The sequence below is a fragment of the Bacillus cereus group sp. BfR-BA-01356 genome (genome assembly GCF_022663635.1).
Classification (GTDB): domain Bacteria; phylum Bacillota; class Bacilli; order Bacillales; family Bacillaceae_G; genus Bacillus_A; species Bacillus_A cereus.
Map to the genome: position 1 here is coordinate 1 of NZ_JAKUFX010000085.1, position 25,344 is coordinate 25,344.

Consider the following 25,344-nt stretch of genomic DNA (forward strand, 5'->3'; position numbering starts at 1 on the left):
GTCGGCAACACTCTATCTACAAATTTAAGTATCTCATAAAAATAGATACTCTTGGGTTTATAGGTACATCCCGTCCCTAAAAAACCTAACTTAATCATACGAGGAGGTGATTTTATGTCGTATCACAAATCAAGTAGTTCAAGCCATTATTGTAGAAAACATACAATTACAACTGGTCCATTTTTAGTTCCTTTTGATGCTCCCAGTGGAGGATCAAATAATCGACTTATAATTCTTATCAAAAACCCTACAAACAGACCGTTAGAGGCTGATATTACAATTGAATTTAGTGCAATACCACAATTTAGCATACCTGGTATAACACTTCCTTATTTAAATACTCTTAAAGAAGAACCATTTCCTAATGGTATTGGTCCTACTACGATTCTTCCAAAGAATATACTCCGGCTAGAAGTTGATATTACAAATGCTCAAAATGCAGTCTTTCATGTTAATTCTACTGGCGATTATTTAATAGGGGATAATCGTCCATTACGTGGGAAACTTGAAATTGAAGTGATTGGTGGAGTAGGGCTTACCTCACCCACGAATGCTGGTCTTATTGCTGCAGACCCATCTTTAACATTTCATTTTGGAGATTTTATAGTTTAACTAGTTATGATTTCACTTGTTTTTTGTGTGGGTGCTGGTTCGCCATGTAGGGACGAACCCCCACATAGCCTTGATTTCGAAACAACTCTAATTTAATTATCACTTTCGATATTTATGTAAATGAGCTTTTCATAGGGGGGAGCTTATTGTATTTTTTCCCTAGCATATTTTTTCACCAAAATGCTGATGGTATCCCATGGCCATTAACCTAAGATTTTTATTTCCTCCATAACGAAGATTTTATACATCGTTGACTGTTGATAATGAGGGATTATGGGCACCATACGTGGCAGTTGATTTCTATGATGGAAGAGTGGTATGCCCCATTTTCAAATAAGAAAACCCGCGAATCATTCACGGGTTTTCTTATTAATAACTAATTGCAATTGTACCTTCACCTGCATGAACCGCAAATGAAATTGGTAATGGATATAATTTGAAATCCATTTCAGGGAATGCTTGTCTAATATCTGCAATCCATTCTTCAGCTCCAGCTTTATCGTTAGCATGGAACATGTGAAGTACTTTTGGTAATTCTTTTTCAAGTTCATTTTTAATATATTCTCGACATTTTTGGATTTTACGAACTTTCTTTTCAAGTAAAAGCTCTCCACCTTTTACTTCTAATATTAAGTTGACACTTAATAAACTTCCAAGTAAAAATTGAACTCCCTTTACACGCCCACTTGCATAAAGGCCTTTTAAACTTTTCGGGAATACGTGGAAAGGTCTTCTTTTTTCCTCTACTAATGTTTTGTGTATATCTTGTAAAGTCATACCATCATTGTATAACGATTTCGCTTTTCTAATTAGTTCATCCATTGGATAACTTGTTGTTTCACTGTCTAATACCGTTAATGGAAAACCTGCCATTTCTGCAGCTAACTTCATATTTTGATAGGTTCCACTTACTTTTCCGCTAATAGCAACTGCAAATCCTTCTTCATATTCTTCTTTGCATTTCGAAAATAACTCTACCATTTCCCCTATGTTAGGCTGTGATGTAGTGACAGTTTTACCTTCGTTCAAAGCATTATAAACGCGCTCACGCACACCTTCTTCACAATCTTTGTACGACACACCATCAATAATAACTTCAATTGGGATAACAAAGTTATCTCCTTCTGTTTTAAAACTCGCAGTTGTACTATCAGTAATCCAAGCAACACGATTCATGTTGTTCCTCCCTTAATTCAATTCCTCTTTTCTAATTTTTCTATATATTTATGTTATGAAAAGAGAATATCCCTGTAATAGTAACAGGACTTTATTGTTTTGGCTATAGTAGATGCATATTAAATGTGACTATTTCTTGTCTATTTCACAAATAAAAAAGAAAATCAAGGAATTTGCTCGATTTTCTTCTTATCATATACTATTTAAAAGTTTCATTATCTAAAATTACTACATAATCATTCGTTAATCGTCCAGCTTCTTTTGTATAACTAACAAGCCTTTGTATATTATCACAGCAAATTTTTGCTCCCCATACGAGTAACGGTACGCCAATAAAATCAATATGGAACCTTCTAGAAAACAGCCCACCGAAAGTCATCGGTAAAGGCACTGTTGGTGATGTATTAGAAAATATAATCTTTTCATGGCTTTGATAATGTTTTTGCAAGATTTCTCCTAAATGCTTCATCGCTGGTACAACAACTTTTGATGCGCCACATCCAATCGTATATACAGGATGACCATGTTCATCGATTCCATGAAAAATAATTTTTCCCATATCTTCTGTTTTCAATTTATTAAAGTAATCTACATTCAAAATTTCTTCTTTCGTTAACTTACGATCCGTTGGTAGTTTATTTAAATGATACGCTGCAGCTAGTGAGGTAGTATGTGTTCCACCAAAATCTGTGTAAATGTATATCATATTATCATCCCTTGTTGTAAAAGTTCAATGTTAATTAGTATTACCGTTCTTAGCAATGTTAAACAAGGGATGTTATTTGTCCCATATGAATAATGGACTGGAGTGTTACAAACCACAACAAAGCCGAAATGAGCCAAATACGGTTTATTTTCACTTTTCGTTCTTTACTTTGCATCAAAACAATAATAAGAACAACAAGTAAAATATCCATTTAGAATCCTCCTATAAACTTGTTTATCTTTAAAGCTTATATTCTCCCCTTCTCATCAGCCTTAAGCATTATTTATAAAAATAAAAAGACGTACTTTTTACTCGTACGCCTTTAATAACTCGTTTAAACTCCTATTTATCAACTAATTCCATACCTTTAGAATTAGTTTTACCCAACACTCGAATGTTAAATTTATTAATGGCTTTTAAAAAGATATTATAAATACAATATCCAAAAATAGAACCTAGAACATTACAGATCACATCATCAATATCAGTAATACGTCCCACTCCACTAAATAACGACTCAATTAATTGTAGCAATTCAATACTAGCTGATATAGAAAATCCTAATAAAATTGTATTTTTGAATTTCTTATATTTATCCCATAGGATAGGTGCTAAAAATCCTAAAGGCATTAATAATAAAATATTCCCGCCTACATTTCTTACAATTAGACCAATCATAAATAGGGCATCTCCATCATAAGCACTACCAATTTGATTGATGTCTTTAATAATTGATGCAAATGGTATTATATTGACCGAGCGATTCAGATTTTCAATATTAGAAGGAAAACCGATTGGTAAAGGGAATAAAGTTACTGCAACAACCATACAAATGTAGACCACGAATAAAAAACTTACTAGTTCTTTCCACCAAATCACATATTTTTTATTTTTGGTACCAATTAATATTCCACGTACAATTAAATAACAAATAACCCCTAAAATAATAAACAAACTACCGTTGATCATATACAAATTGTTAACACATCCTTTCATATGAAGTAATAATTAAAATTTACAACTATATAGTAATGTTTTTTTATTTAAAAATCCGTATATTTATATGTAATTGTGCAGAATTACAAAAAACCCTTATTAAATGAATATAGGGTTCCTCGTTAACTAAAATATTTTTCAAAACAGAAACAAGCATGAACCCGTTTAAATTATTTTCGTATCTCTTCTTTTATATCCATATAATTAAAAAGCTCTTTCTATTTCTGTCATTAATTTTTCGGGTCCTGCCCCTTTATTCGATGGAATAACTAAAGTGATTCCTAATTCTGGATATATGGCCGAGCGAAAACTGACGCCTGGATCATATCCCATTACATGATATTTGAATACCTTGTTTTCTCGTGTTTCAATCCATATTCCATATCCGTAAGACTGTTTATCATTTACATGAATGTGGGGAGTTAAAAGTAACTTTGTATATTCCTTTCCTAAAATTTCATTATTAAATAGTGCCGCCCAAAATTTCAACATGTCTGGTGCAGTAACATATGCACCTCCATCAGCTCCTCCTTTTATTGGTATAGAGTAGATGTTTGTTCTCCAATTTTGGTTGGTTTCGTCCTTTATATATCCTAGAGCTGTATGTCTTGGTAATCTATCTAACGAAAAATAGCCAGAATCATTCATACCAACAGGATTAAAAATGTTTGTTTCTATATACTCCGTGAATTTAAGTCCCGTCTGTTCTTCTATTATTAATCCAAGTATAATAAAACCTGCGTTGTTGTAGTGAAACTTATTTCCAGGTGCAAACATCATATTATTGTTTTGAAATAATGGTAAAAAGTCTTTTACGCTCTTTAATAGATACATAGGTGTTTGTTTCCAAAGGTCTTCGAAGTTATCCATAATACTTTCATCAAAATAATCTGGTATACCAGCACTATGCGTTAGTAGTTGATGTATTGTAATATCTTCATCGAAGTTTGGAAATTTTATCTCTAGACAATCTTTTAATTTTGTATGAAAAGAAATAACACCTTTTTCAACAAGTTGACAGATGCCAATTGCAGTGAAGATTTTACATCCTGAGGCAATGCCAAATCTTGTTTGTATCGTATTGTTTATACATTCACTTTGGTTTGCGTAACCCAATGCTGTTTCATAGACTAAATCTTTTTCTTTTTTTACTAAAACTACTCCAGAGAAATCTATTTTCTTTTGTATTTCTTTTACAATTTTATCAATTTCATCTTTTGTTTTTATCACGACAACCACCCTTATCTTTCGGTATTGTTCTTTCCTCTTATTAATTTTTCCATATAAAGAGGAAAGAACCCTCTTATTAAATACGATAAATTGTTAATGAGAACACAAAGTTCATTTCGAAGTTATCCCGCTATTTATGAGCAGTAAGACCCCCATCTCAAAATTCAGTAGAAGCAAAGAAATGAGGTGGGGGCCCTGCTGCCCGTAAAAGCCCGATTGGTGAGGGCTAATAATCAGCGGAGGATGCCCCCCTGATTAAAGTTTCACTTTATTGATTCAGTAGAATACAACTTAGATTGTGATGGGAATAAAGTAAACACACACAAGACGATAGTAATAAATAACATGATCAATGAACCTACAATAACTACAAGTTGTATAGAAATGAACTGAGTCGCAACACCAGATAATATTGTAATAAAGATTGTTACTAACGCAATAACAAGTCCATATATACTCCCGATCCGTCCCATTATATGAACGGGAACGTTATTTTGGTAAAATGTATAAAATCCTGTATTTGCATATGCCATAGAGAAAGATAAAATAAAGAATCCAATAGCAGCTATTAAAAATACATTTGAAAAAGCATAAATTAAATAACCAATTGCGATGAATAGTGATCCTATTCCAATTAGAAATGAAGGTGCTAATTTCTTTGATAAAATTGTATTTGTTATGGCACCTAAAATAAATCCTGCACCAGCTATACTAACTAGAAAACCGTATTCACTATCTGTTAGTAGTAATACCTCTTTCGCAAACGATAGTTCAAGTGAATCAGTAGCAGTTGCTAATACGAACATACTTTGAAATAAGAAATACACACATACGACATACACATGTTTTCTACTAAAATTTATAACAGTGTTCCAATCTTTTTTTAATACTGTAAGTGATAATGTATTACTAGTTGTATCCGAATCTTCTTTCTTATCAAGATTCGGTAAAAGTAATGCAATGAATCCTGATAAGAGAAATGCTATAGCATTCATATATATAGCAAACTCTGGTGTACCTGCAATTAATAATCCCCCCGCTACTGCTGGTCCAATTAATGATGCACCAGATCCTATTAAAGTACGTAATGAGTTGAAACGTTGTCTTTGCTCTACTGGAATTAATTTCGTCATATACGTCATAGCAGTTGGCTCATAAATTGCACTGGCCATACTTATAAAGAATACGAATACATAAACAATCCAAAGTGACGGAAGTAAAGGTAAAATAGCGATAAATAACGCACGATATATATCGAGGTGAATCATTAATTTCCGTTTATTTAAACGATCAATCATACTCCCAGACCAAGCGTTTGTAAATAAAGTGGCTAATGGTTTTATTACATATAAAGTAGCAACAGCTAAGGCTGAGCCACCCATATTATAGACAAGTACATTCAATGCTATTAAGTAAATCCATGCCCCTAAATTCGCAATACCAACTCCGGACAATAGTAATAAAGGATATTTCCAATCTTTAAGTAAATTTTTCATTTTTGGCCCCCGCTTTCAAAATTGTTTTACAACAATAAAAAAATCCCACCCCCAAGACTTTTAATCTTAGGGACGAGATTTATCATCGCGGTGCCACCCTAGTTTGTTAATATGTCACCATACTAACCTTATCAGGTACTGCATTCTAATTCATGCTTATACCATAGCTCTATAACGGGAGCTCCCGTCACACCATCCCCTAATAATAGGTTCCGATGTGCTGCTCAGAGGCTTGGTTCAATAAAGAATTTTTACTCCTTTTCAGCTACATGGAGCTCTCTGTGAAAAATTCATTTTATTTACTCTTCTCTTCACTGCATTTATTTTTTCCATATTATCACATATAAATTTAACTGTAAATAAACAATAATCAGATATTTACTAACGTGTCACTGTTAGTTCTTTTATTTATTATTTTTTCTAAAAATTACGGTGCGTGAAATTACTCGCAACTCTAAAGAAAGAGCTATTTGCATATAGCTCTTTCCAAATGCCTGGATTAATTCGTATTCGCCTCTGTTAACGGTTGTAACGGCGGTTCTAATTCTAGTTCTAGTGTATCTCCTTCTTGTAAATCTTGTCCTTTTTCAATACTTTGACTCGTTACATAACCCGTACCAGAAGTTTTCAAATCTAATTTCAAAAGTTTAGAGAAATGCATAACATCACGCATGGACCACCCTTTTACATTTGGCATTTGTGCGTTATTCCCTAATAAAAATATACGATCACCTTCACTCATTACCTCGCCAGACTGTGGATATTGTTTTATTATTTTTCCTTCTCCTAAAATTACCGGCTGTAGCTTCTCTTTTTCTACACTTTTCTCTATTGTATCCATCGATTGATTTACATAATTTTGTACTTTTAATTGAGATTGTTTCGCTGCATCAGCTATTTGTTTTTCTGTATACGGTTTCACCTTTAAATATTCAAGGCTGTTTTTTATAACAGGTTTAAATATTTCAGCAAGAGGCTGAGCTCCATACTCATCTCCTTTTAACTTTGGCTGCTTAATAGCTAAGTATACGATTAACTCCGGATCGTCAATTGGAGCCATTCCTAAAAAGGAGAAAATGTAATTCTCTTTCCCTTCCATATATCGGCCATTTTCAGGATTCGGGATTTGTGCTGTTCCTGTCTTACCTCCAATTGGATAACCATCCACTTTATACATTGTACCAGTTCCTTTTGAAGATGTTATAACACGCTCCATTAAGCTTCTAACCTTGTCCGCTGTTTCTTTTTTTATCGGATTCCCAATTTCTTTCGGTTGATTTTCCATAATAACTTCTTTGTTTGTTGGATTTACAACTTTATCAACGATATATGGTTGCATCATTTTCCCGTCATTTGCTATAGCAGTAGCCGCTTGGATTAATTGAATCGGAGTTACTGTAGAACCTTGACCGAAAGAAGTTGTAACCTGTTGAATTTGTGTATTTAATAATAAAGTATTTTTCCTTTCTCCAGGTAAATCTATCCCTGTTTTTTGATTGAATCCAAATTTATTCATATATTGCTTAAATTTATTTGGTTTCAGTAACTGATCTTCTAAAATAGAAAAAGCTACGTTTGATGACCTTTCAAATCCTTCATCAAATGTAATTGATCCCCATCCAAATCCACCATTATGGTCTTTTATATCAGATGAACCAACGGAATATTTTCCAGATTGAAAATATTCTTTTCCGTTATATACACCTTCATTAATGGCAGCTGCTAATGTAAAAACTTTCATTGTTGAACCTGGTTCATATGCATTTGCAATCGGGTCATTTAAAAAGTATTCGATATCACCTACATTAGGATTGTAACTAGGTTTACTAGACATCGCTAAAACCTTTCCTGTTTTTGGATCAGCAATAATGCCAATTAACATAGAAGGATCATAATGTTCTTGCGCTTTGTTCATCGCTTCTTCTAAAAAACTATTAATTTGTTTATCAAGCGTTAAATATACGTTATTCCCATTTTTAGCTGGTTCTACTTTACCTATATCATTTGTAAGCGGAATTCCCCTTCGTGTACCCACATATTCTATATTTCCGTTTGTAGAGTGCAAATATTTATCCAAACTCTTTTCAAGCCCAAACTTCCCTTCCGTATTCCCTTTATCATCTGGTCTAGCAAAACCAAGTATATAGGATGCAAAGTCTTCATTCGGATACACTCTTGCTTTTTCCGACATAAAAGATACACCTGATATTTTTAAATCATTAATTTTTTCCTTCTTTTCCCTAGATAAGTTCCGACCAATTTTCCCAATTTCAACTTGCGTACGCCCTTCATGAAAGTTTTTTAATACTTCTTCTTTATCAATTTCAAGCGCATCGGCTAATTGTTGTGCGGTTTCATCTTTATTTTTCACTTTATCTTTTCCTTTTAAATTCACAACAACTCGATACGTTGTAGAATCTTGTACTAACACCTTTCCGGTTTGATCATAGATAGTGCCACGATTCGCTTCTAAAACACCTTTTTTATTATGTTGTTCATTCGCGAGATCCTTTACATTCACATTATGCACGACTCCTACTGCCTGAATATAGAATATACGCAAAATCATAATAAGAAACAAAACAATAAAAGCAATCATCATATATCGAGCGCCTTTATTCGTTTGGAGTTTTTGCATACTTATCTCCTCTCTTTTGGAATGGATTCGTACGAAGATCCGTTTTAAAATTTGTAGTTTTTGTTTACGATACTATATGTTTCGAAGTTTTCTTTTTAATTCCTTTAAAACAATGCAAAACTAACTGTTGTTATTTTGTGTTATTATTTTATATATTTAAAATACGGTGCGTGAAATTTCAGAATATTAATTAGTACAACTTGATTACAGAGCACTCTAAACTCTTTTCGTATTTCCTATAAAAAAATTCCCCTCTGGATGTCCAAAGGGGAACTTTTTATAGGAAAATTATGCGATATGGTTATATTTCGCTAAGAAAGGAATTCGTCTCGCTACTAATGCATACATTTTGAATACAAGTTTCGCTATTGGTTCAAACATACGTGTACTTTGCATTACTAAAGCACTCGTAATAAGTGTTAAGAATGCTGCACCAAGTATATCTAAAGGATAATGAACACCTACGTACATACGTGATATACCGACTAGTACTGCCCATAATAGCGCGATATATTTCAGTTTTTCTCCTCTAAGAATAAATACGAAGGCGATTGAAAATACAAGTACAGAATGATCACTAACGAATGATGAATCTGCTGCATGTGGTACTAATTGATGTACATCATGTGATACGAACGGACGCGGATGGTAATATACCGCGTGTATAAGAACATTTACTAATAATGCAATAATAACCGAAAGCGTCGTATATAAAACTGTATATTGTTTTCTAATTGCCTTTTCTTTCTTTCCATTATTAAACCATAAGATAAACATAAATAGAACGGCTACGTATGCAGCGCTATTTGTAATAGCAATCATTAACGTATCTAATAGTTTGGATGAATCAGCAAAATTATTAAACCACTGAAATACTGTGTAATTCATTAAACTCTCTCCTTACATACAAGTGTTCTTGATTTACACAGTATACAATACCATTATGAAAATAGGCTTAAACTTTTTTCATCTAATTCTCATTTTACTATTACTCATGTGACAATTATTAAACAAATTTTATACGCTATTTATGTATAAAGCCGGTAAGCCTTTATAATAAGGCGGTTCGTATTTTTTTCATATTTGAAATACATAACATGTTCATTTAAATATACTAATTGCAAAATCATATTTTTTAATTCATTTGAAGTACAATATTTCCAAATTGTTCTCCATGTTCCATACGGCTAAGTGCTCGAATTGCCTCTTCTAACGAGTAAACTTTATCAATAATTGGTTTAATTTGATGTTTTTCTATAAACTTTATCATCTCATTAAATTCCTCACGGCTACCCATGGATGTTCCCATAATATCAATTTGATTGTAAAATAGCGCGCGTAATGGTAATTCAATTTTATCTCCTGAGCTTGCACCAAAATTCACGATTGTTCCGTTTGGTTTTAATACATCAAAATATTTCAAAAAAGTTGCTGGACCTATACTATCTATTATTAAATCTACTTTTTCACCTTGTAAGCTCTCTTCCCAATTTCCAGAACTATGAAAAGAAATATCTGCACCATATTTTGCAGCAAGTTTCCTTTTATTCTCTACCCTTGAAGTAACACTCACTTTAGCGCCAATTGCTTTCGCGAATAACATGGCAAATGTAGCAACACCACCGCCTATTCCCGGAATTAAAACGTGTTCACCGCACTTCAATCTCCCTTTTGTAAAAAGCGCTCTATATGCAGTTAATGCAGATAAAGATAAAACACCTGATTCTTCCCAAGTAAGATATGACGGCTTTTCTACTACATTTTCAGCTGGTACAATTACATATTCAGCAAACGTTCCATCTTTCGGCCCACCTAGTACTTCCGGTAACTCCGGTACTTCAGTAGCATGTTCCCATCCAATACTAGGATTAATAATAACTTCTGTATGTAGTGTAATATTTGAAACTCCTTCTCCTATTTCTGTAACAATTCCTGAGCCATCTGAACCTATTACTAATGGTAGATCCATTTCTTTTCTATTGTTTATAATAAATAAATCCCTATGATTCAACCCTGCAGCTTTTAACTTTATTTTCACTTCACCTGCATTAGGACTTATCTCAGGTGAAAATTTATATTCTAACCCCTCTAATCCTTTTTCATATTGATGTACAATAGCTTTCATTGCTTAATTCCCCCTTAATATTTCCAATGTACTAGAAATATCAAAATAAATAAAATAGTTTGCCTCCAATAATTAGAAATTATATATTTTGTTATGAAAAAAATCCTCTCCCTATAAAAAGTATAGGAAGAGGTTTCAAAACTAGTTAGATAAGAATCTATAAATTTATTGAATTCTAGCCAATTCTAATATTTTTCGAATAAACGGCGCTTTTTCCTTTGTATATGAAACACGATCAAAAGCATATGTAATAGCAAGCCTCTCCTTTAATTCTCTATATTCTTTACGTGCCCATTCATGGCTTATTAGAAAGTCACGAAATAAAATATTGTTTCTCCACTCATCACTGTTATAAATATAAATATGCAAATGATGAGTACCCGCTCTCCATTTTCCCTTTCTAAAAAAAACGCCAATTGGTTGCATCTTTTGTAACATACTCATATCCAATTTCCGATAGAACTTCAATCCAGTTTTCAGTAATTTGTAAGTCTGTTACGCCAATCATCATATCAATAAGAGGTTTAGCTCCTAATCCTTCTACTGCTGTGCTCCCTATATGTTCAACAGCGATTATTTCTTGTCCTAACAAGGAACAGAATTTCTCTTCTTCTTTTATATACTCTTCAACCCAGTCTTTTTGATACGGTTTAATAACAATTTGTTGGTCCATTGTACTCACCTCTCTATAAGTATTTATCATTATATTTATAAAATTTTATGTTGTTAGCATAGGATTCCCATAAAATATGTCGAATAGTGGAATGTACAACTTAATTATATTAAATGTGAGGTAATCTATGAAAGATAATTCAGTCGAAATTCAGTTAAATAACGTAACATTCCAATTAAAAGAATATCATAATTTTGATTGGCTTATTAAATTAGGGACCGTATTTGCAGTTTTTGACCAGCAAGATTCAGGGAATATAAGTTTTGGTGTAGAAAAAGATGGGCATAAGAAATTTATCAAATACGCAGGAGCACAAACAATTACATATGAAGGAACAACGGGTGATGCTATTAAAAGGCTAAAAAATTCAGTTACTATCTATGAAGATTTAAAGCATGAATCGCTCATAAGACTAATTAATCATTTTCCAGTCCAATCTGGATATGTATTAATTTTCGATTGGTTTGATGGTGAATGTCTTCATTCGCATTGGAGTTTCCCACCTCCTGAAAAATATAAAAATCCAAACTCACCATTTTATAAATTTAGGCATTTATCTGCTATAGAACGAATTCATTCCTTACATTCCATTTTTTCTTTCCATAGTTATGTAGAAAAGAAAAACTATGTAGCAATAGATTTTTATGACGGTAGTATTTTATATAATTTTAATACAAACGAAACAAAAATTTGTGATATAGATTTATACAGTAAGAAACCTTACATAAATAGAATGGGCCGGCTATGGGGTTCCTCCCGTTTTATGTCACCAGAGGAATTTGAACTAAACGCAACAATTGATGAAAGAACAAATGTATTTAATATGGGAGCAATGGCTTTCTCACTTTTAGGCGGTGAAAAAGATCGTTCTTTTATAAAATGGGAAGCAAGTAAGAAATTATATGAGGTAGCGTATCGCGCTGTAAATGCCAATCGAGCAGAACGGTATGCATCAGTTATAGAATTCTATGAAGCGTGGTTAAAAGCGGCTAATGCGGAAAGGATATAACCCTAAATTATTAAAAGAAATATAGAGTTTATACTATTATCATGTATAATACATATGAAAAGGAAATTCAGAATAACGAGGCAAATATTATGGACTTTGTTTATATTAATCAAAACGTGTTAAATAATCTTCTATACATTCTATGTAGTATATTTGTTTTTTATTTCATATATGATAGCAGGCATTATTTGAAAAAATACAAAACATTACTGATTACCCTTTGTTCTAGTATCCCGCTTATTTTATGTATGCGATACCCTATCTATATGGATGAAAGTTGTATTCATGATTTAAGACAAATTCCGGTCATAATAGGTACGCTTTATGGTGGATTCCCTGTCGGTATCATATTGTTTACAATTTTATTAATTACAAGATTTTTATTTTATGGCTTTAACATGCTAACAGTCGTTGTTTACGGAATAATGTTCATCGTTACAGCACTCGCATCTTCAAAATTTAATACATATAATAGAAAACTTAAAGTAGCTTTTTCCATGTTTTTAACCTTTTTCCTAGCAATATTTACAACTTTAATTGTATTAACTTTATCAGATTTTGAAGTAAATAATTTGTATATTATTTATTTCATGGTATTACCGACTACTTTAATGTTATTTATTGTTTATATAAATGAAGTTATAAAAGATGCTGTATTAATGCGCTCTAAATTAATTAAAATGGAAAAAATGGAGATTGTTAGCCAACTCGCTGCAAGTATATCGCACGAAGTAAGGAATCCCTTAACGGTTGTAAAAGGATTTACACAGCTTTTAAAAACACAAAATTTAACTCCTGAATCAAGAGACGAATATATTAAACATATACTTGAAGAGTTAAATCGTGCCCAAGAAATTATCGATGATTACTTAACGTTTGCCAAACCTGCTCCAGAAAAATTAGATCAAATTTCAGTAAAACAAGAGTTAAATCGAGTTATTAATATGATATTGCCATTGTGTAATATGAATACGATACATATTACACAGGATTTTTCTGAGGCAACCATTGTTGGTAATAAACAGCACTTTCAACAATGTTTTTTAAACTTAATAAAAAACAGTATTGAAGCAATGCCTAATGGTGGTACCTTAAATATTTCCTCATCTATCAATAATAGTAAAGTTGAAATACGAATTGAAGATAGCGGAGTTGGAATGTCACAGGAGCAAATACATCGATTCGGTGAACCGTATTTTAGTACAAAAACAAAAGGAACTGGTTTAGGTACAATGGTTGCTGTTAAGATTATTGAGACGATGCATGGAAGTTTAAAAATCCGAAGTATCGTTAGTAAAGGAACGACTTTAACGATTACGTTCCCGAAATATAATAAGAATACGCATTTAGACAAATAAAAAAGGAGCATAGTTGCTCCTTTTTTATTTGTTTCGATACATAAGTATCTTCAATGTTTTTTTAGTTTACATTTGTGAAGACTAATTAAAAATTAGTATCCTCCGCCCCAGCAGCTGCATCCTACAATTATTAATAGAATGAATAACACAACTAGTAAAGCGAAACCTCCACCAAAACCACAAGAACCACCGTAACTCATATTTTCTCCTCCTTTTGGTTTGAAAACTAATAGGTAGTTGATCATTTTAACTGGTTCGTATTATACATTATGTATATATCCCTTTTTTGAGCATGTCTACATAAAAATAAGTAAAAGCACTCGTTTAAAGAGTGCTTTAAAATGGATACCAAAAGTTTTGAAATACGTTTAATTTTAAATATACCGCAACAATAAATATGAAAATACCGGCAAATAAAGCAAGGAAATCTTCACGTTTCGCCTTACTTGTATAAAACCATGTACGTTTATCCTTCTTTCCAAATCCTCTTAAATCCATTGCATTTGAAACCGTATCTATTCTTTCTAGAGAATGAATGATTAGTGGCCAGAAAATTAAAACACGGTTCTTCATACGAACCCATAAACTTGCTTCTCCTTTTTCAAAAACCACTCCTCTTGCTTCTTGCGCGTGTTTAATAATTTTATACTCAGACTGGATGTCAGGAATATAACGTAGTGCAATATTTATTGCATATGTAATCTTATAATGAATACCAAGTTTACTTAAGCTACTTACAAATTCGCTTGGATCTGTCGTGTAAATAAAAAGAAGTGTAAATGGTAATAACGTAAAATACTTTAATGAAAGTGTAGCTGCATAAAATAATGTTTCATATGTAATCGTTGCATATCCAACATGTAATAACGCGGTATATGATTCAGTTAATTCAGATCCATGAGTTGGTGTAATAAATAAAATCATGACAGAGTTTAATAAACTAAATGTAAATATGACACTAAAAACAATTAAAATTTTACGAAATGGAATTTTAGCAATGCTGAGTCCGATACACCCAATAATAAATAATATTAGCAACACCCGAAAATCAAAAAACAAAAAAGTAAGCGTCATACAAAAAATAAATAAAAACAATTTCACTACCCCATCCATACGATGAAAATATGTACTATGCACCTTCCTCCCTCCTATTACTGTCTAAATAAAGCTCCATAAATTTTTCTGGACATGCAATCCCACTAAATTTAACAAGCTTGGTTAAAGAACTCTCTCTTAAGTTGGCTCTTTGCAACGTTTCTTGATCGCCTAATACATCAAACACTGTATTATCCGCAATAATTTTCCCTTCATGTAGAACTACTGCACGGTCTGTATATTCTAGCGCGAGATTCATATCGTGAGTGATAAAAACAAATGAAATTCCCTTTTTAGCTAGGTTTTTAATAAACGACATAAATTGTTTATAATGATAATAATCTTGTCCCGCTGTCGGTTCATCTAATATGATAAGCTTAGGATTTGTTGTTAATACAGATGCGATTGTTAGTCTCTTTTTTTGCCCATAGCTTAGTGCTTGAATTGGCCAATTACGAAATGGATATAAACCACAAATTTTTAAAATCCCTTCTACTTTATTCTTAATTTCTTCCTTAGAAAAATTATGTAATGTTAATGTAAATGAAACTTCTTCAAAAACAGTAGACTGTGTAATCATATGATTTGGATTTTGCATCACGTAAGATATGATTTCCCCACGTTTACGAATAGACCAAGAACTAATATCTTCACCTTTTAACGAAATTTTCCCATTTTTCATTTTGTTTATACCTATAAGACTATGAGCTAATGTTGATTTCCCTGCTCCATTATGTCCTAACAGTGCCACAATTTCTCCTTCATATATTAAAAGGTTTACATTTTCTAATACTTTTTGTTTATTAGGGTATGAAAATGATAAATTCTCCACTTTAAGTAATTCCTTGTTTTTAGCATTCCTTTCTAATATGACTTGTTTCTCCATCCACTCTTTTATAACGTTGCTTACCTTTTCTTTTTGAAGGTTTTCCATTGGATATATTACGTCATTATTACGATCAAAATGTAATCTCTTTAATGCTTCGATGTAAATAGGCTCTCTTAAGCCAATACGTGGTAATATATTTGACGCTAAGATTTCTTTTGGTGTTCCCATCGCAATGACTTTACCTTCATCAATTAATATAACTTTGTCTAAATCCAGTTTTAAAATTTCTTCTATCCTATGTTCGATAATAACAATCGTTTTATTATACTGCTCATGTATATCTTTCATAAGTTCTATCGTATGTATGGCGCTTAGTGGATCTAAGTTCGCTAATGGTTCATCGAACAATAATATATCCGCATTCGTTGTTAATAAACCAGCAAGAGAAACTGTTTGCTTTTGACCTCCTGATAATTCATGTGGACTTTGTTTATGAAACGTATGCATCTTCACCTTTCTTAATGAGTCCGAAACAATCTTTTTCATGTTATCTTGCTTTACACATTCATTTTCTAAATAAAAAGCTACATCTTCTTCTACTGTCAGACCAATAAATTGAGCATCTTGATCTTGTAAAATTGTTCCTACCTGTTTACTTTGTTCAAAAATACTTCCTTCCCTTGGGTCTTTACCGGCAATTAAAACGTTACCTGTGCTATTCCCTTCGTAAGAAAATGGGATTAGCCCATTTATACAATGAGCTAATGTCGACTTTCCTGAACCACTTCGTCCAGCAATTAATACTTTTTCCCCAGGGTATATATGAAAGGTAATATCACTTAAAGTAGGCTGCGCAGCATGCCCATATTGAAAGGTGAATTGTTCAAACGAAATAATTGGTTGCATGTTAACATCCCTACTTTTCAATTTTTAAATGTGTATGTTTCTTATTGGATTTCGCCAAACCAATTGTAAGTGGCAATCCAAGTACTAAGAAAACGATGACATCGGAAATTGTTGCTCCTAATACTTGTATAACAATTTTGTCAAATGGTTCTCCCATCACAATAATATCGAATGCCCCAGCAAATATAATAGCAATGACAATACCAACTAGCCCAGTAATTGCTAAATAAGAAATATCTCCCTTGTTAAACGACCCGTTTTTCACACTAAAACCAACTCTTTTTTGAATAAGCCCCATTGAAAAACCAATAATACCTGAACTAATAACCCATCCCCACCAAATACCCCATCCAGCAATCGTATCTGTTACGGTATGACCGATAAGTCCGATTAACAGTCCTGCCACTGGACCAAATAATGCTCCAAAAACAGTTAATATAGCTAATGCTGGTTTAATAAATGTATTCGGTGCAATAGAAAATCCCCAAAGTCCTAATATCCCGTATAATGCTGCTCCAATACCGATTGCTACTACTAACTTTGTTGATAATTTATTCATGACAATTCCCCTCTCATATTAGTCAACTTTTATTACTCTATATTTAATTTAAAAATGAATTATGCATCGACACTCCCTTTCTATACAACAAAAAAATGACCTCTTACATAAGAGGTCATTTTCTTTCACTTTCAAGAATCCTCTTATCTTTCAAAAAACACATCGTGTCCTCTGCGGAATTAGCACCTTCCTATAAAATTGCATAGGGGTTGCTGAGGTTTCTTAGGGCCGTTCCCTCCACCTCTCTGGATAAGTATTAATTTGTAATTCGTATTATGGCACTAAAGAATGTAAAATTCAACACTTTTCTTACTATTTTTATTTTTTATTAAATAGCGCATTTAAATCATTGTATTCTTATCGGAATTGTGAAATAATGAATTCAAAATCGTTTCGGGAGGAATGCATTATGAAAGTTATTGGTTTGATTGGAGGATTAAGTTGGGAATCTACATCATTATACTATAAACATATTAATACACTTACACTCTCTCAATACGATCAAAATGCGAAGCTAATTTTATATAGTATGGACTTTGGTGAAGTAACTACTTTATTACAAAACTATCAATATGAAGAAGTGAAAAATGAACTAGTTACAGTTGCAAAGAAAGTTGAAAAATCTGGGGCTGAAGGTTTATTAATGTGTTCAAATACTGTACATCTATTTGCCGAGGAGGTAGAACAAGCAATATCTATCCCGCTTCTTCACATTGGTGATGTAAGTGCTAAAGAAATGGTAGAACAGAATATAAAACGTATCGGACTATTAGGAACAAAACAAACGATGGAGCAAGATTTCTATAAATCACGATTAGCGAAATATAACATTGAGACAATTATCCCAAATGACGAGGAAAGAACTTTTATCCACCATGTCATATTAGATGAATTAAGTAGAGGGATCATTTCAGAAACATCTAAAAAAAGGTTATTACAAATTACAAAATCATTAATTCAAAACGGCGCTGAAGGTATATTATTAGGCTGCACTGAAATACCTTTACTCATCTCCCAAAATGATCTTACTGTTCCGGTTTTTGATACTGCTTTTTTACATGCAAATACTGCTGTACAATTTGCTGGATAAGAATACACAAGCATAAAGGTGAGAACCTCTATGCTTGTATACAGTTACGACTATTTATCCCGCTATTTGCAGGCAGTAAAGCCCCACCAATTAAAGTTTTACTTTATTTAAAAGAGATTCAATAACTGCAATGGCTTCTTTTGAACCACCACATTCTAAAAAGCTATCATTAAGTTTTCTTATACCATGTTTATACTTTTCATTTGAAAGTACATCTGTTACGGCCTCTTTTAAAGTGTACACATTAACATGTTCTTTCAATAGTCTATGTGCTGCTTCCAGTTCAGTTAATCTTTGCGCTATCATAAGCTGATCTTTATCATGCGGTATTATTACAAATGGGACATTATAATGAATGGCATCGTGTACGCTATTCATACCGCCATGTGTAATAAAAACATCTGCTTCATTTAATATTTCTGATTGAGGTACGTATGGAGCAATTATAAAATTATCTGGCGTTTGCTTTATTTTTGAAATATCATTTCTATCACCAATTGCCATTACAACTATCCCATCAAAATCTGAAAACGTATCAATACAAGTATTAAAGAATGGTTCGAGTCCTTCAAGCAGTGTTCCCATTGAAATGTAAATCACTTTCTTTTCTTTAAGTGATTCCAGTGGGAATTTTATATTTGTTTTACGCTTTGAAATACTCGGTCCAATAAAAATGTTATTTTCTCCGAACGATTCGCTATTAGGTTGGAAATAACGACTTGTGTATACGAGACAAACATCACCTTTATTATTCATAAATTGAAGATTATTCTTTGGTTTTACTCCAAATTTATGTTCCATCTGATTTAGTAATTTTTCAGAGATTTCCTCTGGTTGGAATGGCATATCTGCATTTGGATGAAAAGGTAATGTCTTCAAAAATTCTGGCGGAATTAAAAATATAGGTGAGGACACTACACCTGGAACTTGTAAATACTCCTTTACTAACTCTCCTGCGCCAAATATATCATACATTACGAAATCAAATTTTATACTTTTACATAATTGTTTCGTAATTTCTAATATATATATAGAAGTTTGAACATGCACATGAAAGAAAGCATTTAACCCAGATGAGGTTTCAGCATCAATAGAAATCTCTTTTAATAGATCCGGATGAGTATGTACAGTAGCTCCTAAATCTTCAATTCTATCCTTAAAGTTTGTCGTTGTAATATAATGTACGTTATCCCCTCGTTCAGTAAAGGCTTTTACTAAATTTAATGTAGGGTTTACATGTCCCTCTGCTGGAAAATTAACCACTAAAATATTTAGCACTTATTCCTCACCCCTTACATTTCATTGTTTTAATTAAGCATACTGTTATTTGTACAAGTAATCTTCCCCTAATAGTCCTAATATGCTTGCTACATTATATTGATAAATAATTTTCAGTCATCAACATAAAAAAAGCATCTACCTATGTAGATGCCTAACCGTGATAAGGAGTGTTCTGTGAGGTTAGAACAAGCGTTTTTGCTTGTCCTATGCTATCAATATATGATTTATTTTATAAAATGTGAATCGTTAATAGAATTATTTTATCCATTTTATATGATCAAATGGATAAAATACCATTTCTACTTTACCTATTATATTTGATTCATCAATAAGTCCAAGTGTATTCCTACTATCTTTACTATGATTACGATTATCACCTAACACAAATAATTTATGCGTAGGAACTTTTATTTCTCTAAAATTTGAAAAACGATTGGATACTTGTGACATATCTAAATGTATATACGACTCATCACGCTTTTTACCGTTAATAAATACCTCATCCTCTTTTAGTTGTATGTTATCCCCCGATAATCCAATAATTCGTTTCACATAGTAAGTAGGCTCGTCTTCTTTTTTTATAATGACAACATCTCCATGATGAAAAGACGATAAACAGACGTTTACCTTATTAACAAGTATATAATCTTTTTCATTCAAAGTAGGTTGCATCGAAATTCCTTCTACCATACAAAATAAAAAGGACTTATTAATAAAAATAACCCCTATTATAATGAATATGTAGCTACATATGTTCCTCCAATATTTTAGAATAAACAGCTTCATATCTACCTCATTTCTAATCTATTCCCAGATAAAAACGCCTCTAGTTTACAGGAATGCTAGAGACGTTTCGTACATTTTAATTCTCTTTAGAGACATCTGTTTTTGGCGCTTCACCAGTTAATCGCTTATTTTTCAAATCAAAATAAGCATCTAAAACTTCTTTTCCAATATCGGAGTTAATGCCCGATTTATCATTTTCAACCCACGGTACTACAACAGAAAATGCTACTTCTGGATCATCATATGGCGCATATCCAGCTAATGTTAAGTTATAACATTCTCTACGATCGCCTTTCGCATTTCGCCCAATTTCATTTTCTCCACCATATACAGTTTGTGCGGTCCCTGTTTTACCAGCTGGTTTATATGGTGCTTTTTGGAACGCTCTTACTCCCGTTCCATCTCCTTCTTGAAATACTTTTCTAAATCCTTCTTTTACTTGATTAATATATTCTTGTTTCATATCGATTCTATTTAAAACAACGGGTTCTATTGATTGTACTACTTTACCAACCTCATCTTTTTGAACGGTTTGTTCTCTAATCTCTTGAACAATTTGTGGCTTCATTCGATACCCCCCATTTGCGATAGTCGAAATATATTGTGCAAGCTGAAGTGGTGTATACGTATCATATTGTCCAATAGAATAATCTAATAAGAAACCAGGCTGATTATCTTTTCTTCCAATTTGTCCTGCAGTTTCATTTGGTAAATCAATACCAGTTTGTACACCTAGTCCAAATTGCCTGAAATAATACCTCATTTTATCAAAATATTCTTGTTTAATATCTAGTGAACTATTTTTCACATAACCCACGCCAGCAATTTTTAATGCTATATTAAACATATAAACGTTTGAAGAAACTTGTAACGCTCTTAGATCGTCTATATCACCAAAATTTTTCCAAGACTTCTTTTCCTTAGTTCCTTTAAATTTCATAGGTGCATCATAAAAATGTGTTCCAGGAGTTATTGCATTTGTTTCAAACCCTGTTAACACTGTCGCACCTTTAACCGTTGATCCAAGCTCATATGAACTTGTCAGCGTGCCTAAAGCATAATCTTCAACTTCCATTTTTCCGTCTTTTTCTACAAGCCTTTTCCCAGCCATCGATAATACTTGGCCATTTTTCGGATTCATCATTACTACGAAAGCACGGTCTAACATTGATTCTGATCCTTTATATTGTTTTAATATTTTTTCTATGCTCTCCTCTACTTTTTTTTGCAATTCCATATCTATTGTTAAAGTTAAATTTTTACCGCTTTTCCCTTCCGAAACCGTTTCCGTTCTAATAGTATTTCCTTGTTTATCAGCAATGCTTCTTACTTCTTTTTTTGTACCATGAAGTACATCTTCGTATTGCTGTTCGATATAACTTTTGCCAACTCTATCATTTCGGCTATAATCACGCACTAAATAATAATCTAATCGTTCACGTGGCAATCCTTCATCAGCATTTGAAACGTTACCAAGGACAGAACGGAATAATCCATCATTTACATAGATTCTCTCCCAATCAACTGATGCGTCTACCCCTGGAAGGTTCGCTAAATTTTCACTAATCACCGCATATTCCTGTTCACTAACGTCCTTTTTAATAATTTGAGGTGCCATTTGAAAACCTGAGGTCATTTTACTTTTAATAGCTAACACTTCTATATCTTTAGCCGTTAGTTCTTGAAGATTTTTTTCTGTAACGCGCTTCCTTTTTAAATCTTCTATTTTTTTGTCTAGCTCTTTTCCGGTAATATCCTTATCTCGGAACTTATCTATTTCTTTTTTTGATACTAAGTCTTGAGCAAGTTCTGGATTTAATTGCATCCAAAAGTCTTTCTTATCAGTCTCAGTTAACTTATCTATATCTTCTTGTGGCATTTCAATAATATCTGCAAGTTGTCTTGCTGATTTTAATATTTCTTCTTGTTTTACACCTTTCACCTTTGTATATGTAATCGTACGTAAAGACTTATTATCAACTACTGGATTTCCTTCACGATCAAATATTTTCCCACGTGGTACAGAAAGGCCCACGGTTGCATTTTCTCTCTTCTCTACTTCATTTTTATATGTTTCTCCATCAAAAATTTGCACTTTCCCTAACTGAATAATAATGCCAGAAAATAATAAAAATACACAAAGGAATAAAATATTTAACCGGAGAGGTACTACTCTACCACTTTTCTTCTCTTGCTTTTTCACCTTGTCATAATCTCCTCCTTACAATATTTCAAATAATAATCACATTTCTATATTAAAAGTAATGTACAATTTCTATACATTACTTTGTACAAATATTAATATAATGTTTAAAACTTAATAGAAATTAAAACAAAGGTAAAGAAAAGGTAAAGTTTACTAAATTAAATATAAAAAATACCCAATAACAAAAAGCTTAGTTTTCACTAATCGCTTTGTTATTGGGTATTAATTGATTTAAGAATTACTACTAGTGCGTATTGCTATACATTTGTCGTCACAATTAGAAAGAGATTGTTTACTCAGTACTTTCGGTAAGTAAATAGTTACTGTTGTCCCGACACCAACCTCGCTCATGATACTAATTGTCCCTTGATGACTTTCAATAATTTTATAACTTAACATTAATCCAATACCAGTCCCTTTTTCTTTCGTACTATAAAAAGGTTCACCTAATCTCTTAATTCTTTCTTCAGGTATTCCTATTCCTTCATCTATTACATGAATGATGACACCATCATCATTTATTTCTTTTATGTGAATTGAAATTTCCCCACCATTTGGCATAGCTTCGATTGAATTTTGCAAAATATTAATAAATACTTGTTTCAATTGATTTTCTGAGCATTCAATAATTATATCTTTGTCATCCGTAAATAGTTCAACTTGAATATTTGTCATAATTGCTTTTGTATTCATTAACGATACGACATTTTTAAAAATTTGATAAATATTTTTCTTTTCTGTATTTATCTCATCTGTTTTAGCAATTGCCAGAAATTCTTGCAGGATCGCTTCTATCCTTTCAATTTCAGAGAGCATAAGATCAAAATATTTTTCTTGATCTTCTTTATTAATTTGAAATAACTGTATAAAACCTTTAATTACAGTTAAAGGATTTCTTACTTCATGAGCCACGCCAGCTGCTAATTGACCAATTGCTGCAAGCGTATCTGATTTATTTAGCAATTCTTCTGTCTTTTTTCGCTCTGTAATGTCGCGTACAATAATCATAATTTTATCATGTAATAATGGTAAGCACCTAGCCTCAAAGAAATCAATACTTCCATTAAGTGTGAGTGGATATTCTACAATTACATTCGTTCCTTTTTCCTTCACTTGATTAATGGCTTCCTGAAACTGCTGTGCTACTGAAGATGGTAATACTTCGTAAAACTTTTTTCCCATAAAAGCTTCTGCGGGTACGTAAAACTTTGTAGGAGATCCTGCCTTGTAATCTATAATTGTGCCATCATCTTCTGTTAAAAAACATAAATCTGGTAAAGCTTTAAAAATTAATTCCAGTTCAGATGTTTGTTGTTTTAACTGCTCTTCTATCGCTTTTAAATGTGTAATATCTACACCAACAGCCCAATAACTATATCCTGTTACAGGAAACTGTTCTGATATATTCGACCACATTATTGTTTTGATTTCACCATTTTTACATGTTAAGTGCATTTCCCAATCTCTGAAATTTTTTCCACAAGTTAAAAATTTCTTTTGTATTTGATGGCGATAATTATGATCAGGATACAATAATTGCAGTGCATTGGGATTTCCAATTATTTCTTCAGCGGTATAACCTGTTACAATTTCGCATTCTCGATTCCACAAAACAAAATCTCCATTATAATCAAGCGCATCTACCATAACAGGCATGTTTTGTAAAATCGTATGTAGTTCCTCCTCTTTCTGAGAAAGCAACGTTGTATTTTTACTTTGAAATACTTTTATTGCGCTATCTAAAATTAAACTTGAGAGCATTTCAAAGTATTTTTGACAACTGAAAATTTCACTTTTTTTGGACCATACAACAAAAGATCCTAAATGTTGATTGTATAAGAAAATGGGGATTTCAATCTTTGGAAGTTTACTCTTTTTTATCTCATTCATTCCGAATGAAAAAACACACTCTTTTTCAGCATCAAGAAGTTGATGTGATATGTTAGTTAATTTATAAAATTGTTCTGCCATGGTTTCTATTGTACTCACATCAATAAGTTCCATTAGCCGCGAATTCATTCCTTTTTCACCTCAATATGTAAAATTAATACAAATCTAAAATTCATACTTCTCCATTATACGAAGAAAGCTAGTGTAGGTATATAGCTGTAGAATAATTATTCGAACAAATTTTATTTTTCAATTAAAACAAGAAAAGAATATATATACTGAATATACCTTTAATTAGTATATATTTCGTTGATTCCTCACTTATTGTCTAGATAACTTGAATTCCTCCTTACATTCACTGAATTTTCACTCGAGAGTCATACACGTTACTAATAGCGGTATAAACATGCAATAAGTATAAAGTTCATAAAATATTCACAATTTTTATGAAAAATATAAACATTTATTCCAATATATTCTATATAATAAAATGTAATAAGGCTTCTATGAATCTCATAGAATACCTTACCCCTAATAAAAAAGAAAAAAGAATCCATTTGGATTCTTTTTTCTTTTTTCTGTGAAAAGACTTGAATTAACATTCCAAACTTCATATTTACTATAGGGAGCAGTAACCTTGATATGCGTATCTAGTGACTTAAAAAAGGCATAAATAAATAAGC

The 25,344-nt window shown here is 32.2% G+C and carries 21 protein-coding genes, 1 pseudogene, 1 riboswitch and 1 other annotated feature; of the genes and pseudogenes, 4 read left to right on the top strand and 18 right to left on the bottom strand.

Annotated features, from left to right (window positions below; all coding sequences use genetic code 11):
- Positions 1-114 precede the first annotated feature (114 nt).
- The gene (locus tag MR168_RS22815) at positions 115-612 is read left to right on the top strand and encodes a hypothetical protein (protein ID WP_086411821.1); all 498 of its coding nucleotides are present in this window, start codon (positions 115-117) and stop codon (positions 610-612) included.
- Between the two features lie 369 nt (positions 613-981).
- On the opposite strand, the gene MR168_RS22820 is transcribed toward MR168_RS22815, so the two are convergent.
- The 10 genes and pseudogenes from MR168_RS22820 to MR168_RS22865 form a co-directional block, all read right to left on the bottom strand.
- A complete protein-coding gene (locus MR168_RS22820; RefSeq protein ID WP_001082413.1) occupies positions 982-1,788 on the bottom strand; it encodes a DegV family protein in 807 nt (268 codons plus the stop codon).
- A gap of 199 nt (positions 1,789-1,987) precedes the next feature.
- Positions 1,988-2,494 carry a DUF3189 family protein gene (locus MR168_RS22825; protein WP_000639421.1) on the bottom strand — a complete coding sequence of 169 codons (507 nt, stop codon included), beginning with the start codon at positions 2,492-2,494 and terminating at the stop codon, positions 1,988-1,990.
- A gap of 58 nt (positions 2,495-2,552) precedes the next feature.
- Positions 2,553-2,705, bottom strand: a complete 153-nt coding sequence (locus MR168_RS22830) for a hypothetical protein (RefSeq protein ID WP_153579048.1) — start codon at positions 2,703-2,705, stop codon at positions 2,553-2,555.
- Positions 2,706-2,836: 131 nt separating this feature from the next.
- Positions 2,837-3,469 carry a VanZ family protein gene (locus MR168_RS22835; protein ID WP_000281844.1) on the bottom strand — a complete coding sequence of 211 codons (633 nt, stop codon included), beginning with the start codon at positions 3,467-3,469 and terminating at the stop codon, positions 2,837-2,839.
- Positions 3,470-3,694: 225 nt separating this feature from the next.
- Positions 3,695-4,720, bottom strand: a complete 1,026-nt coding sequence (locus MR168_RS22840) for a serine hydrolase domain-containing protein (protein ID WP_103597670.1) — start codon at positions 4,718-4,720, stop codon at positions 3,695-3,697.
- 263 nt (positions 4,721-4,983) lie between these two features.
- Positions 4,984-6,216: an MFS transporter gene (locus MR168_RS22845; protein WP_086411820.1), complete on the bottom strand. Its 1,233-nt coding sequence runs from the start codon at positions 6,214-6,216 to the stop codon at positions 4,984-4,986.
- A gap of 65 nt (positions 6,217-6,281) precedes the next feature.
- Positions 6,282-6,540: a binding site (T-box leader), on the bottom strand.
- A 175-nt stretch (positions 6,541-6,715) separates the two neighbouring features.
- Positions 6,716-8,854, bottom strand: coding sequence for a penicillin-binding protein (locus MR168_RS22850; RefSeq protein WP_086411819.1), 2,139 nt, complete (start codon positions 8,852-8,854; stop codon positions 6,716-6,718).
- A gap of 288 nt (positions 8,855-9,142) precedes the next feature.
- Positions 9,143-9,742, bottom strand: coding sequence for an undecaprenyl-diphosphatase (locus tag MR168_RS22855; RefSeq protein ID WP_001110124.1), 600 nt, complete (start codon positions 9,740-9,742; stop codon positions 9,143-9,145).
- 247 nt (positions 9,743-9,989) lie between these two features.
- Positions 9,990-10,979: a zinc-binding dehydrogenase gene (locus MR168_RS22860; protein WP_016122591.1), complete on the bottom strand. Its 990-nt coding sequence runs from the start codon at positions 10,977-10,979 to the stop codon at positions 9,990-9,992.
- A gap of 165 nt (positions 10,980-11,144) precedes the next feature.
- Positions 11,145-11,652 (bottom strand): annotated as a pseudogene (locus MR168_RS22865) (GrpB family protein).
- Between the two features lie 127 nt (positions 11,653-11,779).
- Here MR168_RS22865 and MR168_RS22870 point away from each other — a divergent pair.
- Together MR168_RS22870 and MR168_RS22875 are read left to right on the top strand one after the other, a co-directional pair.
- Positions 11,780-12,661: a protein kinase domain-containing protein gene (locus tag MR168_RS22870; RefSeq protein ID WP_086411817.1), complete on the top strand. Its 882-nt coding sequence runs from the start codon at positions 11,780-11,782 to the stop codon at positions 12,659-12,661.
- Positions 12,662-12,750: 89 nt separating this feature from the next.
- The gene (locus MR168_RS22875) at positions 12,751-14,019 is read left to right on the top strand and encodes a LytS/YhcK type 5TM receptor domain-containing protein (RefSeq protein WP_033687655.1); all 1,269 of its coding nucleotides are present in this window, start codon (positions 12,751-12,753) and stop codon (positions 14,017-14,019) included.
- A 92-nt stretch (positions 14,020-14,111) separates the two neighbouring features.
- Here MR168_RS22875 and MR168_RS22880 read toward each other — a convergent pair whose 3' ends face one another.
- From MR168_RS22880 to MR168_RS22895, 4 genes are all read right to left on the bottom strand, one after another.
- Entirely contained in the window at positions 14,112-14,219 is a 108-nt protein-coding gene (locus MR168_RS22880; protein ID WP_000120182.1) for a YjcZ family sporulation protein, read from the bottom strand.
- Between the two features lie 136 nt (positions 14,220-14,355).
- Positions 14,356-15,156 carry an energy-coupling factor transporter transmembrane component T family protein gene (locus MR168_RS22885; protein WP_086411816.1) on the bottom strand — a complete coding sequence of 267 codons (801 nt, stop codon included), beginning with the start codon at positions 15,154-15,156 and terminating at the stop codon, positions 14,356-14,358.
- On the bottom strand, positions 15,149-16,849 hold the full coding sequence (locus tag MR168_RS22890; protein ID WP_001182513.1) for an ABC transporter ATP-binding protein: 1,701 nt from the start codon (positions 16,847-16,849) through the stop codon (positions 15,149-15,151). Before MR168_RS22890 ends, MR168_RS22885 begins: the two co-directional genes overlap by 8 nt.
- 10 nt (positions 16,850-16,859) lie before the next feature.
- Positions 16,860-17,408, bottom strand: a complete 549-nt coding sequence (locus tag MR168_RS22895; RefSeq protein ID WP_001038210.1) for an ECF-type riboflavin transporter substrate-binding protein — start codon at positions 17,406-17,408, stop codon at positions 16,860-16,862.
- Between the two features lie 140 nt (positions 17,409-17,548).
- A riboswitch (SAM riboswitch) is annotated at positions 17,549-17,664 on the bottom strand.
- A gap of 153 nt (positions 17,665-17,817) precedes the next feature.
- Between MR168_RS22895 and MR168_RS22900 the strand changes: the two genes are divergently transcribed.
- Positions 17,818-18,498: an aspartate/glutamate racemase family protein gene (locus MR168_RS22900; protein ID WP_086411815.1), complete on the top strand. Its 681-nt coding sequence runs from the start codon at positions 17,818-17,820 to the stop codon at positions 18,496-18,498.
- Between the two features lie 90 nt (positions 18,499-18,588).
- On the opposite strand, the gene MR168_RS22905 is transcribed toward MR168_RS22900, so the two are convergent.
- The 4 genes from MR168_RS22905 to MR168_RS22920 form a co-directional block, all read right to left on the bottom strand.
- Entirely contained in the window at positions 18,589-19,776 is a 1,188-nt protein-coding gene (locus tag MR168_RS22905; protein WP_086411814.1) for a macrolide family glycosyltransferase, read from the bottom strand.
- A gap of 258 nt (positions 19,777-20,034) precedes the next feature.
- Entirely contained in the window at positions 20,035-20,565 is a 531-nt protein-coding gene (lepB, locus tag MR168_RS22910; RefSeq protein ID WP_041183985.1) for a signal peptidase I, read from the bottom strand.
- A gap of 76 nt (positions 20,566-20,641) precedes the next feature.
- Entirely contained in the window at positions 20,642-22,768 is a 2,127-nt protein-coding gene (locus MR168_RS22915) for a peptidoglycan D,D-transpeptidase FtsI family protein (protein WP_086385683.1), read from the bottom strand.
- Between the two features lie 234 nt (positions 22,769-23,002).
- Positions 23,003-24,790, bottom strand: a complete 1,788-nt coding sequence (locus MR168_RS22920; protein ID WP_086411812.1) for a PAS domain-containing sensor histidine kinase — start codon at positions 24,788-24,790, stop codon at positions 23,003-23,005.
- Positions 24,791-25,344 lie beyond the last annotated feature (554 nt).

What these genes read in the sequence shown, in the direction of transcription:
- MR168_RS22875 (WP_033687655.1), top strand. Translation starts at nt 12,751, where the DNA reads ATGGACTTTGTTTATATTAATCAAAACGTGTTAAATAATCTTCTATAC.
- MR168_RS22845 (WP_086411820.1), bottom strand. Translation starts at nt 6,216, where the DNA reads ATGAAAAATTTACTTAAAGATTGGAAATATCCTTTATTACTATTGTCC.
- MR168_RS22895 (WP_001038210.1), bottom strand. Translation starts at nt 17,408, where the DNA reads ATGAATAAATTATCAACAAAGTTAGTAGTAGCAATCGGTATTGGAGCA.
- MR168_RS22855 (WP_001110124.1), bottom strand. Translation starts at nt 9,742, where the DNA reads ATGAATTACACAGTATTTCAGTGGTTTAATAATTTTGCTGATTCATCC.
- MR168_RS22880 (WP_000120182.1), bottom strand. Translation starts at nt 14,219, where the DNA reads ATGAGTTACGGTGGTTCTTGTGGTTTTGGTGGAGGTTTCGCTTTACTA.
- MR168_RS22900 (WP_086411815.1), top strand. Translation starts at nt 17,818, where the DNA reads ATGAAAGTTATTGGTTTGATTGGAGGATTAAGTTGGGAATCTACATCA.
- MR168_RS22870 (WP_086411817.1), top strand. Translation starts at nt 11,780, where the DNA reads ATGAAAGATAATTCAGTCGAAATTCAGTTAAATAACGTAACATTCCAA.
- MR168_RS22920 (WP_086411812.1), bottom strand. Translation starts at nt 24,790, where the DNA reads ATGAATTCGCGGCTAATGGAACTTATTGATGTGAGTACAATAGAAACC.
- MR168_RS22815 (WP_086411821.1), top strand. Translation starts at nt 115, where the DNA reads ATGTCGTATCACAAATCAAGTAGTTCAAGCCATTATTGTAGAAAACAT.
- MR168_RS22860 (WP_016122591.1), bottom strand. Translation starts at nt 10,979, where the DNA reads ATGAAAGCTATTGTACATCAATATGAAAAAGGATTAGAGGGGTTAGAA.
- MR168_RS22850 (WP_086411819.1), bottom strand. Translation starts at nt 8,854, where the DNA reads ATGCAAAAACTCCAAACGAATAAAGGCGCTCGATATATGATGATTGCT.
- MR168_RS22820 (WP_001082413.1), bottom strand. Translation starts at nt 1,788, where the DNA reads ATGAATCGTGTTGCTTGGATTACTGATAGTACAACTGCGAGTTTTAAA.
- lepB (WP_041183985.1), bottom strand. Translation starts at nt 20,565, where the DNA reads ATGAAGCTGTTTATTCTAAAATATTGGAGGAACATATGTAGCTACATA.
- MR168_RS22830 (WP_153579048.1), bottom strand. Translation starts at nt 2,705, where the DNA reads ATGGATATTTTACTTGTTGTTCTTATTATTGTTTTGATGCAAAGTAAA.
- MR168_RS22890 (WP_001182513.1), bottom strand. Translation starts at nt 16,849, where the DNA reads ATGCAACCAATTATTTCGTTTGAACAATTCACCTTTCAATATGGGCAT.
- MR168_RS22825 (WP_000639421.1), bottom strand. Translation starts at nt 2,494, where the DNA reads ATGATATACATTTACACAGATTTTGGTGGAACACATACTACCTCACTA.